13 protein-coding genes and 1 pseudogene are annotated in these 12,418 nt (G+C 66.7%); 7 read left to right on the forward strand and 7 right to left on the reverse strand.

Features of this window, described 5'->3' with window-relative positions:
• Positions 1-7 precede the first annotated feature (7 nt).
• From JN302_RS04335 to JN302_RS04355, 5 genes are read right to left on the reverse strand one after another with little or no spacing between them, the layout of a single operon-like run.
• A complete protein-coding gene (locus JN302_RS04335) occupies positions 8-763 on the reverse strand; it encodes an SDR family NAD(P)-dependent oxidoreductase (protein WP_202331986.1) in 756 nt (251 codons plus the stop codon).
• Positions 764-775: 12 nt separating this feature from the next.
• Positions 776-1,801 carry an acyl-CoA dehydrogenase family protein gene (locus JN302_RS04340; protein ID WP_202331988.1) on the reverse strand — a complete coding sequence of 342 codons (1,026 nt, stop codon included), beginning with the start codon at positions 1,799-1,801 and terminating at the stop codon, positions 776-778.
• A gap of 2 nt (positions 1,802-1,803) precedes the next feature.
• The gene (locus JN302_RS04345) at positions 1,804-3,036 is read right to left on the reverse strand and encodes an acyl-CoA dehydrogenase family protein (RefSeq protein WP_202331990.1); all 1,233 of its coding nucleotides are present in this window, start codon (positions 3,034-3,036) and stop codon (positions 1,804-1,806) included.
• Complete coding sequence (locus tag JN302_RS04350; RefSeq protein WP_202331992.1) at positions 3,033-5,162, reverse strand: acetate--CoA ligase family protein; 2,130 nt, start codon at positions 5,160-5,162, stop codon at positions 3,033-3,035. Before JN302_RS04350 ends, JN302_RS04345 begins: the two co-directional genes overlap by 4 nt.
• Before the next feature lies 1 nt (position 5,163).
• Entirely contained in the window at positions 5,164-5,934 is a 771-nt protein-coding gene (locus tag JN302_RS04355) for an enoyl-CoA hydratase/isomerase family protein (protein ID WP_202310272.1), read from the reverse strand.
• A 435-nt stretch (positions 5,935-6,369) separates the two neighbouring features.
• On the opposite strand from JN302_RS04355, the gene JN302_RS04360 reads away from it, so the two are divergent.
• Positions 6,370-7,353, forward strand: coding sequence for a tripartite tricarboxylate transporter substrate binding protein (locus tag JN302_RS04360; RefSeq protein ID WP_202331994.1), 984 nt, complete (start codon positions 6,370-6,372; stop codon positions 7,351-7,353).
• A 54-nt stretch (positions 7,354-7,407) separates the two neighbouring features.
• Here JN302_RS04360 and JN302_RS04365 read toward each other — a convergent pair whose 3' ends face one another.
• A complete protein-coding gene (locus JN302_RS04365) occupies positions 7,408-8,010 on the reverse strand; it encodes a TetR/AcrR family transcriptional regulator (protein ID WP_202310274.1) in 603 nt (200 codons plus the stop codon).
• Positions 8,011-8,119: 109 nt separating this feature from the next.
• Here JN302_RS04365 and JN302_RS04370 point away from each other — a divergent pair, with 109 nt between their 5' ends.
• Entirely contained in the window at positions 8,120-9,004 is an 885-nt protein-coding gene (locus JN302_RS04370; protein WP_202331996.1) for an SMP-30/gluconolactonase/LRE family protein, read from the forward strand.
• Here the strand turns inward: JN302_RS04370 and JN302_RS04375 are convergent, their stop codons facing one another.
• On the reverse strand, positions 9,005-9,934 hold the full coding sequence (locus JN302_RS04375) for a LysR family transcriptional regulator (RefSeq protein WP_202310275.1): 930 nt from the start codon (positions 9,932-9,934) through the stop codon (positions 9,005-9,007).
• Between the two features lie 110 nt (positions 9,935-10,044).
• On the opposite strand from JN302_RS04375, the gene JN302_RS04380 reads away from it, so the two are divergent.
• The 5 genes and pseudogenes from JN302_RS04380 (at position 10,045) to JN302_RS38935 (ending at position 12,414) form a co-directional block, all read left to right on the forward strand.
• Positions 10,045-11,118 carry an LLM class flavin-dependent oxidoreductase gene (locus tag JN302_RS04380; protein ID WP_202331998.1) on the forward strand — a complete coding sequence of 358 codons (1,074 nt, stop codon included), beginning with the start codon at positions 10,045-10,047 and terminating at the stop codon, positions 11,116-11,118.
• An 11-nt stretch (positions 11,119-11,129) separates the two neighbouring features.
• On the forward strand, positions 11,130-11,936 hold the full coding sequence (locus JN302_RS38920) for a flavin reductase family protein (RefSeq protein ID WP_244846189.1): 807 nt from the start codon (positions 11,130-11,132) through the stop codon (positions 11,934-11,936).
• 7 nt (positions 11,937-11,943) lie between these two features.
• A pseudogene (locus JN302_RS39885) lies at positions 11,944-12,069 on the forward strand (CoA transferase); the annotation flags it as partial.
• 22 nt (positions 12,070-12,091) lie between these two features.
• Positions 12,092-12,235, forward strand: coding sequence for a CoA transferase (locus tag JN302_RS38930; protein WP_244846190.1), 144 nt, complete (start codon positions 12,092-12,094; stop codon positions 12,233-12,235).
• Positions 12,232-12,414: a hypothetical protein gene (locus JN302_RS38935; protein ID WP_244846800.1), complete on the forward strand. Its 183-nt coding sequence runs from the start codon at positions 12,232-12,234 to the stop codon at positions 12,412-12,414. Before JN302_RS38930 ends, JN302_RS38935 begins: the two co-directional genes overlap by 4 nt.
• Positions 12,415-12,418 lie beyond the last annotated feature (4 nt).

A 12,418-nucleotide genomic window follows, 5' to 3' on the forward strand; every position in this document is an offset into this window, starting at 1 on the left:
ACGGCCCTCAAAGGTTGGAGAAGGTCACGCCGCCATCGACGGCGAGCGTCTGGCCGGTGATGAAATCGCTTTCGTCGCTGGCGAGGTAGCAGATGGCGCGCGCGATGTCGTCGACCGTGCCGAGCCGGCCGAGCGGCGTCGCGGCGATGCGCTTTGCGTCGCGCTCGGCCGAGCGATGCCTGGCGGTGCCTTCGGTCGGGATGGCCGAGGGGGCGACGGCGTTGACCCGGATGCGCTGCGCGCCGAGTTCGGCGGCGGCGGCCCGCGTGATGCCCATTACGCCGGACTTGATGCCGCTGTAGACGACGGAATTTGCCGCCGAGCGCAGACCGGCCGTGGAGGCGACGTTGACGATCGAGCCGCCCTTGCCGTCCATCGCCTCGACAGCCGCCTGGATGCCCCAGATCACGCTCTTGAAGCCGATGTCTAGCATCCGGTCGACCGTCTCCGGCGCGATGTCGGCGACGGCCTGATACCGGACCCATGCGGCATTGTTGACGAGGATGTCGAAACGTCCGCCGGTCTCGCGCGTGCGGGCGACGGCCTCGCGCATGCCCTCGCGCGTCGCGACATTGACGGCGACCGGGACGGCGCGCCCGCCGAGCCCCTTGATATCCGCGACGCAGTCGGCGACGAATTCTTCCTTGAGGTCGTTGATCGCGACGATCGCGCCGCGCGCGGCCATCAGTCTGGCGCTCGCGCGGCCGATCCCGTGACCGGCGCCGGTGACGAGCGCGACCTTTCCTTGCAGCGAGCGGGTCATCTTGTCTCCTCCTCAGGCAGCTTCGAGAGCCGGCGCGATGCCTGCAACGTAAGCCTCGGCCAGCCGATCGAGATTTCCGGCCGCATCGCCCTGCGCTTCAAGGCTGCGGATATGGCGCAGGTAAAAATGCAGCGGCACCTCCCAGGTGAAGCCCATTCCCCCATGGACCTGGATCGCGCCCTCGGCGACCGCGACGCCGCCCGTCACGGCGGCCAGGAACGCGATGCGGGCGGCATGCGGCGAACCCTGTCCGGCAGCGGCATGGCCAAGCGCGACCCGGGCGCTTTCCAGCGCGAGCTTCTGGCGGGCAAGACCGTGGCGGATCGCCTGGTTACCGATCAGCACCTTGCCGAACTGCTTGCGGTCGGTCGCATGCCGCGTGGCCGCGGCGAGGCAGAACTCCGCCGAGCCGACGGTAGCGGCCGCCTGCAGCAGGAGCGCGTCGCGCTCGATGCGGTCCATCGTTTCAGCAGACACCAGATCGGCCTGCCCGATTTCGACCTTGTCCAGCACGATCGTGAATTCGGGATGGACGACGTCGAGCGAATTCCGGTGGGCCCTCACGCTGGCGCCGGCGACGCGAAGATCGACAAGGACGCCGCATCCGTCGTCTGTCCTCAGAAGAGCGAAGTCGGCTCCGTCGGCAAAGGGCGCGCTGCCGACGCTGCCTGACAAGGAGATACGGTCCCCGGCCGGCGACCGCGCGACGCGGCCTTTCCACGCGACGGTGGCGACCGCCCCGCCCGCAGCTACGCGTGCCGCCGGCTCAAGGGCTTCGGCGAGGCTGCTGGCGACGAGCAGCGTCTCGATCATGGGGAAGCGCAAAAGCGCGCGGCCGCCGGCCTCAGCGACCGGAAGCGCGAAGCCGATTGGAAGTCCCATGCCGCCGGCCGCCTCCGGCACGCAGATGGAGAGGAGCCCATCGGCCGCGAGAAGCGCCGCCTGCCTGGCAAGCGACTTGCCCTCGCAGGCCGCCACCGCGCGGCGCGCGGTATCCTCGAAATCCGCAGGCGTCATTCCGTTGAATTGAAGGGCCATGGTCATTTCACCCGGGGCAGTTCGAGAATGCGGTCGGCGATGATGCCGAGCTGGATTTCGGTCGTTCCGGCGTAGATCGTCTCGGCCCGGCCAGCGAGATAGACGCCGTTGAAGCGCGTGATCGCGTTCTCGACGGCCGGTCCCGCATCGACGGACGCCTGCACCAGGAGTTCGCGGGCGAGGACGGAGAAGCGCTGATGCGCCTCGCTCCAGTAGAGCTTGTAGAGCGAGCCGCGCGCGCCGATCGGCTCGCCACGGCAGATCGCGGCGACGACGCTTTCGACATAGGCCTTGAGGACTTCGATGTCGGCGACGGTCGCGGCGATCCGTCGGCGGTAATGGCTCCCGGCCAGAAGGTCCGACAGCACCGGATCGGCGCGACAGACGGCGATCAGATGGTTGAGCTCGTTCTCGAAGCGCCAGGAACGGTGCATGCGGTTGGTCGCGCGCTCGATCGAGAGGACACGGACGGCAGCCGCCCAGCCCTCGTCCGGCACGCCGAGCGCATCGACCTGCGGCACGCGCACGTCATCGAAGAAAACCTCGCAGAAGCTCTCCTTGTCGTCGATCGATCTGATCCTGTTCACCCGGATGCCCGGCGACTTCATGTCGACCGCAAACAGCGCGAGGCCGCGATGGCGATCCTCTACCGTGCCGGTGCGCGCCAGAAGCAGGCAGCGCTGCGAGCGATAGGCGCCGCTCGTCCAAATCTTCTGGCCGTTGATGACCCATTCGTCGCCTTCGCGCACGGCCCTGGTGCGCAGGCCCGCGAGGTCGGAACCGGCCCCCGGCTCCGAAAACCCCTGGCACCACGTGTCGCGCATTTCCAGGATCGCGGGCAGGAAGCGCAGCTTCTGCTCCTCCGTCGCGACCGCCTGGATGATCGGCCCCGCCAGCTCCTTGCCGATCGAGTTCACGCTTTCGGGCATGGCGACGGCGCCGATTTCCTGGCTGACCACCAGATGCTCGCGAAGCGTCAGCCCCTGCCCGCCATAGGCCCTGGGCCATGCCACACCGGCAAGGCCGGCCTTGTGCATTGCCGCCTCGAACGCCTGCTGCTCCTTGAGCGTCGGCGCGCGATAGGCGGTGGAATCGTTGCGGAAATGCGCCGGCAAGTTGGCCTTGAGCCACGAACGGATCGAATGACGGTAGTCGTCCTCCCGGGGAGGACAGCAGTCGTCCTCCCGGGAAGAGGGGGAGAGTGGCGGCACGGCAAGGCCGGCAAGCGCGTTCATGTGGTTTCCTTTCCGTGCGAAGTCACGCCGACGATCAGCGCATCCAGCGCGACGGCCCCCTGGGCTTCGGGCAACACGACGAGCGGATTGACGTCGATCTCGCCAATGACGTCGCGGTGGTGGCCGGCAAAGCGCGACAGGGCGACGATAGCGTCGGCGGCGGCCGCGATATCGGCCTTCGGACGGCCCCGCGCGCCGTCGAGCATCTTGTAGACGCGCAGCGAACGAAGCATTTCAAGCGCGGTCGCGCGGTCGACGGGCGCGGTCCTGAGCGCCACGTCCTGCATGATCTCGGCATAGATGCCGCCCATGCCGGCCACGACAACGGGACCGAAGATCGGGTCGTTCTTCGTACCGAGGATGAGTTCAACCCCGCCCGAGACCATCGGCGCGACGAGCACGCCTTCAAGGCGCGCACCGGGCGCCCTGGCGCGGACGGACGCCATCATCGAAGCATAGGCTTCGCGCATTTCCGGCTCGCCGGCGATGCCGACGACGACGCCGCCGACTTCGGTCTTGTGCGGCAGGTCGGGCGAGACGATCTTGATGACGACCGGGTAGCCGACGTCATTGGCGGCCGCGACCGCCGCGTCGACATCGGCGACCATGTGCTCGCGCAGCACCGGGAGACCGGCCTCGGCGAGCGCGGCCTTCGCGCCGTGCTCATGCGCCAACGCCTCGGGGCGCAATTGCGGGAGGTCGATCGGGTCCGGTTCGGACGGCAAGGGAGCGGTCGACGCCTGCCCCATGGCCGCCAGCGAGGCGAGCGTCGCGCAGGCCGCGTCGATGCCGTCGACGGTCGGGTAGCCCATGGCGTTGAGTTCCTCGACGGCGTCCGCCGGCCCCTTGACCACCAGCATCAGGAGCCGGTCGGGCAGCGCGGCGCGAAGCCTGCGCAGCGCTTCCATATAGACCGTGCGCAGGCGCGGAAGATGCAGCGAGGACGACAGCAGCAGCATGGCGGCATCGCAGGTCTCGTCGGCGAGGACAGCCCGCAGAACCTCTTCCATGATCTCCGGGCGGCTCGACACCTGTGCGGTCGTGTCGACCGGATTGCGCGCCGATGCGTAGGGCACGACCGACAGGACGCTCTGTTGCGCCGCCTCGGAAAGCCGGGGAACCGCAAGGCCCGCGGCGCTCGCGGCATCCGCCATCATGACGCCGAAGCCGCCGGACGCGGTGATCAGCGCAACGCGCTTGCCCTTCGGCAGGCCGCCGGGCAGGAGCACCGTCGCGGCGTGGCCGACATTCATCAACTGCTCGATGCTGCGCACGCGGATCGCGCCATGGCGCTCGAAGACCGCATCGAACACGGCGTCGGAGCCCGCCAGCGCGCCGGTATGCGAGGCGGCGGCCGCCTGGCCGACATCGGAGGAGCCGATCTTCAGGACGACGACGGGCTTGCCCGCCTTGCGCGCGGCGTCGAGGGCGGCGACGAGCTTTGCGGAATCGCGGCACGTCTCCATGCAGCACAGGATGACGCGCGTCGCCGGATCGCCGGCGAGCCAGGCGAGGCCGTCGGCGATGTCGAGGTCGCATTCGTTGCCTGTCGTCATGAACCGGCTGACGCCGATGCCGCGCTCCATGGCAAGGCGCATGGTGAAGCTGCCGAGATTGCCGCTTTGCGAGACGATCGCCAGCGGGCCGGGGGACGGCATTTCGCTTTCGAGCACGATCGAGAATGTGGCAATCGCCCGGTCCGCCACGCCAACCGTGCCGAGGCAGTTCGGGCCGACGAGGCGGATGCCGGTGCGGGCGGCGATGTCGCCGAGCCGGCGCTGGAGGTCCGCGCCCTTCTGCCCGAGTTCGGAAAAGCCGGACGACAGCACGACGGCCGCGCGCACGCCCCTGTTCGCGCAATCCTGAACCGCCTGGGGCGCGGCCTCGGCCGGCACCGCGATGACGGCGAGGTCCGCGGCCTGCGGCAGGTCCGCGACCGAGGCGAAGGCGGGAAGGCCCTGCACCTCGGCGGCGCGCGGATTCACCGGAAAGATCGGCCCGGCATAGCCGTGCTTCCGCAGAAGCTGGACCGGTCGGCCGCCGATCTTGGTCGGGTCCTGCGAAGCGCCGACGATGGCGATCGACCGCGGCTCGAAAACGGCGTCCAGCCCTTCACCCAAACGCATCTCAGCGCCCCTTGAAGACCGGCTTGCGCTTTTCGATGAAGGCCATGCGCGCCTCGCGCGCGTCCTCGGTCTTCGACAACGCCATGGTGAAATTCTGCTCGAAACGGTAGGCGTCGCGCTGCGGCATGAGATCGACCATGTTGGCCGCCTGCTTGGCGTAGGCGATCGCGATCGGGCTCTTGGAGGCGATTTCGGCGGCGATTTCCATCGCCATCGGCAGCAACTCCTCGCGCGAGGTCACCGCTTCGATGATCCGGCGGTCGTAGAGTTCCTGGGCGCTGACGCGCATTCCGGTGAAGAACATGCGGCGCGTGTTCGACCGGCCGAAAATGGTGCGCAGCATCGAGATGCCCCCGGCCAGCCCGACATTGATCTCGGGCATGCCGAAGGTCGCGTTCTCGGAAGCGATGAAGATGTCGCACGCCGCCATCAGGCCGAAGCCGGCGCCGAGCGCCGGACCGTTGACGGCGGCGATGACGGGTTTGGAGCATTCCCTGATCGAATTGCCGGTCTCGCGCGTGATGCGATTGTGGCTGAGGAAGTCGCCCATCTTGTCCGGGTCGGGACGGTCCTTGAGGTCGGCGCCCGCGCAGAACGTGTTGCCCGCGCCGGTCAGGACGACGGCGCGGACATCGTCGCGCTCGGACAGCGCATCGAAAGTCTCGACGAGCGCGGCGCGCGCGGCGCGGTCGAGCGCATTGACCGGCGGACGGTCGAGCGTCACCAGCGCTATGTGATCGGCGACTTCAAGCCTTAGCGGCCCCGCACTCATGGCCTCCTCCTGATTCTCCTCCATCGATACTGACCGATCGGTCAGCGTGACGTTGCTATCATTTGCGAACCAAGGATTCAACACACCGATCGCAAAAACTACGAATTGACCGATTGGTCAGCATGACTGTTTCGAGGCGCCGCCTTTCAGTTGAAGCCGTCACCTCCCCGACGCAGGCCACCGTCGATCGCGGCAGGCAGCATCCGGGCCGTCGCGCGGCCGATGCCGTCACGCGCGCCTCTTAGGGCCGGGCCGTGAAGCGTTCATCGTTCCCCCATCGTCCCGACGGTAACTGCTGACCGATCGATCGGTATTCGGACGCACCGTTCGCACTCCACAGCCCTTGCGCGGAGCGCCGATGTGCGGACGCTATTGACTGATCGGTCAGTCTTCGTCAATTTATTGTCATCTGCACAACGCAAGGGAGGAGTTTGCATGAAGGCCTTCAACCGACGCGGCGCCCTGGGCTTGATGGCCGCCGCCGCACTTTGCACATTGCCGACGATGTCCGGCACGGCGCAGGCCCAGTCCGACCAACCGATCACGATCGTGGTGCCTTATGGCGGCGGCGGATCTGTCGACGGTATCGTGCGCATGGTCGCCGAGTACATGTCGCAGGATCTCGGGCGGCCGGTGCTGGTCGAGAACAAGCCCGGCGGCAACGGCATCGTCGGCGCCCAGTACGTGGCCCGCGCCAAACCCGACGGGCTGACGCTTCTGGCGGGAGGCACCGGTCCGATCTCGCTCAACGTGCTCCTGCGCAAGGACCTGCCCTATGCGCTCGCGGATTTCGAATCCGTCGGCATGCTGTTCGACGGGCCGCTGTCGCTGACCATCAACGCGCAGGTGCCCGCCAAAACCGTCGCCGAATTCATCGCCTGGGCGAAGGAGCAGAAACGGCCGATGCGCTACGGAACGCTCGGCCCCGGCAGCGTGACGCACCTCTTCGGGCTGATCCTCGGCAAGGAGTTCGACATTCCGGTCGTCGACGTCGCCTATCGCAACAATCCGGCATCGATCGTGGACCTGCTCGGCATGCAAGCCGAACTGAGCTTTGCAACGCCGATCGCCGTACTCGAACACATCCGTGCCGGCCAGTTGCGGATGCTGGCCCTGACGACAGACGAGCGGCTGCCGCAATTCAAGGACACGCCGACCCTGAAGGAACTCGGCTATCCGAAGCTGACAGCGTCGTTCTGGACCGCGCTTCACGCGCCCAAGGGCACGCCGCCGGAGATGATCGAGATGGTCAATGCCTCCGCGAACAAGGCGCTGGCGGACAAGACGATACGCGAACGCCTCGAGGCGCAGGGCCTGCGCCCCCGCGAAGGCGGACCGGCAGTGCTGGACAAGCAATTGCAGGACGACGCGGCGCTGTGGGGCGAGATCGTCGCCTCCGAGAACCTCGCGCTGAAATAGCCGCCCAGAACGGGATCGGGCGGTCCATGCGGCCAGCCGATCCCGCTGTGGTCCTCAGGCTCTTTTCTCGAGCCCGTGCAGGATGAAGTCGAAGAACATGTCGGCGATTTCCTGCGGCGTGGCGGGCTTGGAGGGATCGTACCAGCGATGCATCCAGTTCAGCGACGACAGGATCAGGCGTCCCGCCATCGCCTCGTCGACATTGCGGATTTTCCCCGCTTCGATCGCCTCGCGGATCAGCGCGCGCAGATGCTCTTCATAGCGCTTTCGCCGCATCATGCGCTCCTTCTGCCGATGACGCTTCGGATCGCTCCAGAACGCATTGGTCGACGCGATCCATGCCCAGCGGTAGCGATGGAAATATTCCGCCGTCGCTATCATGAACGCCCGGATCTTCGCGATCGGGTCGGTTTCGCCGGCGACGCGACCCTCGACGAAACTGTAGAGTTCCTGCGTCGCCGTCTGCGCGACGCGCGTGTAGAGCTCGTCCTTGCTCTGAAAATGATGATAGAGAAGCGACTTCGATATTCCGCACGATTCGGAAATATCGCGCATTGACGTTCCATCGTAACCTTTGCTGGCAAATATTCGTGCGGACGCCTCCAATATCTGCGCAACGCGTTCTTTGGGCTCGATTTCCGCGGCCACAGTCTTCATCTTTTCTCTTTCATGCTCCCGCTCCTGCCATCGCGCGTCGCGGCGACATGGATCGACCCTATGTTTCGCTGACCGACCGGTCAAGGCATTTGCAGGACGGCGATTGGGCGTGAGGAAGATCGCGATCAGGCGCATCGGCAACACGCGCGACAGGCTGGGCGAATGCCCCGTCTGGAACGGCGCCTGCGGACATCTCTACTGGGCGGACTGCCGCGCCGGCATCGTGCGCCGGCTGTGCGTGACGAGCGGAAGCCGCGACGACTTCGAGGTGCCTGCGCCGCTCGGGTCGTTCGCGCTTTCGGACGACGGACGCGCGATCCTGGCGCTGAAGGACGGCTTTGCCGTCTACGACTTCACGGACCGGTCGATGCATGCGCTGGCGCCGCTCGGGATCGACCATCCCGACGTTCGCATCAATGACGGGATCGCGGATGCGGCGGGCGGTTTCGTCTGCGGCACGATGCATGTCGGACGCGCCGGGGGCGACCCGCCCCTTGGCGGCCTCTACCGCGTGACCGGCGACGGAACGGTCACAGAGCTAGATGCCGGGATCGGCGTTGCGAACGGTCCATGCTTTTCGCCGGACGGCCGCTTCTTCTATCTGGCCGACAGCGCCGCGCGGATCATCTGGCGCTATTGCCGCGACGATGGCGGCAATCTCTCGGACCGCGCGCCCTTCATCGATCTCGCCGATGTGGGCTCGGCCCCGGACGGCGCGACGATCGACAGCGAAGGATTTCTCTGGAGCGCGCTCGTCCATCGCGCCGCCATCGCGCGTTTTGCACCGGACGGCACGCTCGACCGCCTCATCGACGTGCCGCCGAAGCACCCGACCAGCCTCGCCTTCGGCGACCCGAAGCTGGATACGCTCTATCTGACGTCGCTCAGCGACAGCGGCCGGCTCCTCGACGGGGACGAAAGCGCCGGCGGGCTCTATGCGATCGAGGGCCTCGGGGTTGCAGGCCTCGCCGGGCACCGCGTCACCCTGCCCTGATCATGCCGACAGCACGGCGTTGCGCCGCGCGATCATCGGCTTCAGTTCCGCGACAAGGAAATCGAGGAAGACCCTGATCTTTTCGGCGACATGCGCGACCTCCAGATAGGTCGCGTACATGCCTTCGTCGAAGGTCGTGTTGGTCACGCGATAGCGCTCGAGCACGCGCACCAGCGCGCCGCGCTCCAGCTCCTCCGTCACCGTATAGTCGTCGAGAAGCGCGATGCCGTGACCGGAAAGGGCAAGGTCGCGCAGGATCATGCCGTTGTTGACCGAGAAGCTCGACGGCACCGGCATTTCCTCCAGCTTTCCATCCCTGAGGAAGCGCCAGACCGGCTCGTCATGCCCGATCAGATAGCTGAGGCAGGCGTGATGGGCCAGATCGGACGGCGTCTCGATCGCGGCGTGGCGGCCGAGATAGGACGGCGAAGCGAGAAGGACGCGCTGGCTCGAAAAGAGCTTGCGCTGCATCAGCCCCGCATCGCGCGGCGGCGCGATGCGGAAATCGATGTCGCAATCCTCCTCGCGCAACTGAATCGGGCGCTCGGACAGGCGCAGCTCGACCTTGATGTCGGGATAACGCTCGCGAAAGGCGGGGATGAGACGCGAGAGGACAAGCAGGCCGAACAAGGTACGCGAATGGATGCGCAGCGTGCCGCGCGGCGTCTCCTGCAGCGCCGCGGCCGCGCTTTCGGCTTCGAGGATGCTGTCGAGCACCTTCTCGATATGCTGGAAATAGACGCGGCCGGCTTCCGTCAGCGCGATCTGCCGCGTCGTGCGGCTGAAGAGCTGGACGCCGAGCCCCTGTTCGAGCTCGGAGATGCGCCGCGACACCGAGCCCGGCGTCAGGCCGGCATTGCGCGCAGCCTGCGAGAAGCTGCCGAGCCGCACCGTATCCGCGAACAGCCGCATTGCCTGAAGCCGCGCCATGGCTCTCCTTTGCACAGACTGCACAAGTCTTGTTCAGATATCTCCGATTGTTGCCAATTCCGCAATATCCTAGCCTTTCCCCCGAGATGAGCAACTTGGAGGATAGCTCGATGGAATTTGGCGTATTCATCCTCGCCCAGCAGCGCGGCTATCATCAGTCGTCGCGCGAGGTGATCAGGAACTCGGTCGAGCAGACCGTCGCCGCGGAAGCCGCCGGCTTCGACAATGCCTGGTACGCCGAGCATCACTTCAACAACTATTCGCTGTCTCCCTCCCCGCTGATGACCGTGGCCCACTGTGCCGGCCGTACCAGCCGTATCCGGCTTGGTACGGCCGTGTGCATCCTGCCGCTCTATCAGCCGCTGCGCCTTCTGGCCGAAGTCGGCTTCGCCGACACCGTTTCGGATGGACGCCTCGATCTCGGCGTCGGCTCGGGCTATCAGGATTTCGAGTTCCAGCGCTTCGGCACCAGCCTCGAAGACGCCCACGAGCTCTATGCCGAGATGATGGACGTGCTGCAGCTCGGCCTGACGGAGAAGCTCTTCTCCTATGACGGGAAGCATCTGAAGATCCCGCCGACCTCGATCGCGGTGCGCACCGTGCAGGAGCCGCTGCCGCCGATCTGGGTGACGTCGGGCAATCCGAACACGCTCGGCAAGGCGATGCGCGAAGGCCATAACCTCTTCGTCACCGCGCTGCTCAAGGGCCTCGACGGCGTCCGCGACCTGCGCACCCGCCTCGAAGGCATCGCCGAGAAGGAAGGCCGCAAGCTCGAGGACACGAAGTTCGGCTTCCTGCGCTGCGCCTTTGCCAGCGACAATCCCGCCGAGGTCGATTCCTATCTCGACAATGCGCGCTTCCAGCGCCGCCTCTCAGAGAGCCTCAAGTTCCGCCGCGCGCAGAGCGAGGACGGCTACCTGATCAAGGAGGAGCCGAGCCCGACCGACGTGACCTTCGACGAGCTGCGCAGCAACCTGCCGGTCGGCAGCGTCAATCAGGTCATCGACCGGATGCTGGAGGAGATTTCGATCCTCAAGCCGGACCACATCGCGATCCAGACCCAGCTCGGCGACTTCGACCAGAAGACGATGCTGGAGCAGATCGAGCTGTGGGGCGAGCGCATCATCCCCGCGATCCGCAAGGAACTGGGCGCCGACACGGCCCAAGCGCGCGACGCAGCCTGAGGAAAAAGGCCATGGAGATCCGTGTCACCGGTGAAGGCGGGCTTTTGCTCGCAGGCGACGACGATTTCACCAGCTTCGCCGTCACCGTCGAGGCGAATGCCCGGTGCCGGGCAGCCGACGCTCTCAGGCCCATCGCCCGGCTCGACGGCGAGAGCAACGCCTGGATCGATCCGGAACAGCTGAGAGGCCTGGCGCCGCGCGCCGGGCACCCCGAATGGGAAAAGGGGTTCAGCGCCATGGTCGCCTATGCCGAACGCAAGGGCTGGGTGGATGCCAACGGCGCCATTCATGCCCACATCGTCGAGCGCGAGCCGGTCGTCGCGCAGATGCCCCCCGTGGCCGTCGACGATTTCAAGCAGGCCATGCGCAACCTGGCCGGGGGCGTCGCCATCGTCGCGACCGGCGCGGACTCCGGGCGGCGCGGGATGACCGTCACCGCAGTCACGTCCGTCTCGGCCGAACCGCCCTGCCTGCTCGTCTGCGTCAACCGCAGCGCCGAGGCGCATGACGTGATTGTCGCGAACGGCCGCTTCTCGGTCAATCTGCTCGACGTCGATCACAAGGAGCTCGCGCTTCGCTTTGCCGGGCAGGACGGTACGAAAGGCGCGTCACGCTTCGACGAGGGGCGCTGGGGCACCGGGGCGCTCGACCTTCCCGTCCTCGAGGATGCGCTCTGCGCGATCGAGTGCGAACTGATGGCGAGCCACGTCGTCGGCAGCCACAGCATGTTCGTCGGCAGCATCGTCGGCGTCGATTGCCGCGCCGGCGAGCCGCTGGTCAACTTCCAGGGCCGGTTGCAGACCCTTGAGGCAGCCTGAACAGCCGATGGGCGCGCTCGACGGCATTCGTGTCATCGACGCAAGTCGCGTTCCTGGCGGACCTTACCGTGGGCAGATCCTCGCCGACCATGGCGGCGACGTGATCAAGGTCGAGCCGCCCGAAGGTCACGAGACGGCGGCGCAATCGCGACGCGTTGCGCGCCATCCTCGAACAGGCGCTTGCCAAGCATCAGGCGGGCGAAATCGCCGAAGGGCTGATTACGTCCGGTGTGCCCTGCGCATCCGTGCGCGACATCGATGCCGTCGTCGCCGATCCCCACAGGCCGCGCGCGCAATGATCGTCGAGGTCGATGGCGTTCGCGGCGCGGCAAGTCCGGTCAGGCTGTCAGGCACGCCGGCGACCTATCGCCGGCGCCCGCCCGCCTTTGCCGAACATATCGACGCGATCCTGGGGGAGATCGGCATCGCCGGGGAGGAATTCGAAGGAGCCGTCGCAAGACAGATCCGCAACCCGTAGCGCG

Origin of the sequence: Mesorhizobium sp. L-8-3, from assembly GCF_016756615.1 — a bacterium.
GTDB lineage: Bacteria > Pseudomonadota > Alphaproteobacteria > Rhizobiales > Rhizobiaceae.

Bases quoted from the DNA above. Each gene is read 5' to 3' on its own strand.
- JN302_RS04375 (WP_202310275.1), bottom strand. From the start codon at position 9,934: ATGGCGCGGCTTCAGGCAATGCGGCTGTTCGCGGATACGGTGCGGCTC.
- JN302_RS04340 (WP_202331988.1), bottom strand. From the start codon at position 1,801: ATGGCCCTTCAATTCAACGGAATGACGCCTGCGGATTTCGAGGATACC.
- JN302_RS04355 (WP_202310272.1), bottom strand. From the start codon at position 5,934: ATGAGTGCGGGGCCGCTAAGGCTTGAAGTCGCCGATCACATAGCGCTG.
- JN302_RS04380 (WP_202331998.1), top strand. From the start codon at position 10,045: ATGGAATTTGGCGTATTCATCCTCGCCCAGCAGCGCGGCTATCATCAG.
- JN302_RS04360 (WP_202331994.1), top strand. From the start codon at position 6,370: ATGAAGGCCTTCAACCGACGCGGCGCCCTGGGCTTGATGGCCGCCGCC.
- JN302_RS04365 (WP_202310274.1), bottom strand. From the start codon at position 8,010: ATGAAGACTGTGGCCGCGGAAATCGAGCCCAAAGAACGCGTTGCGCAG.
- JN302_RS04350 (WP_202331992.1), bottom strand. From the start codon at position 5,162: ATGCGTTTGGGTGAAGGGCTGGACGCCGTTTTCGAGCCGCGGTCGATC.
- JN302_RS04345 (WP_202331990.1), bottom strand. From the start codon at position 3,036: ATGAACGCGCTTGCCGGCCTTGCCGTGCCGCCACTCTCCCCCTCTTCC.
- JN302_RS38920 (WP_244846189.1), top strand. From the start codon at position 11,130: ATGGAGATCCGTGTCACCGGTGAAGGCGGGCTTTTGCTCGCAGGCGAC.
- JN302_RS04335 (WP_202331986.1), bottom strand. From the start codon at position 763: ATGACCCGCTCGCTGCAAGGAAAGGTCGCGCTCGTCACCGGCGCCGGT.
- JN302_RS38935 (WP_244846800.1), top strand. From the start codon at position 12,232: ATGATCGTCGAGGTCGATGGCGTTCGCGGCGCGGCAAGTCCGGTCAGG.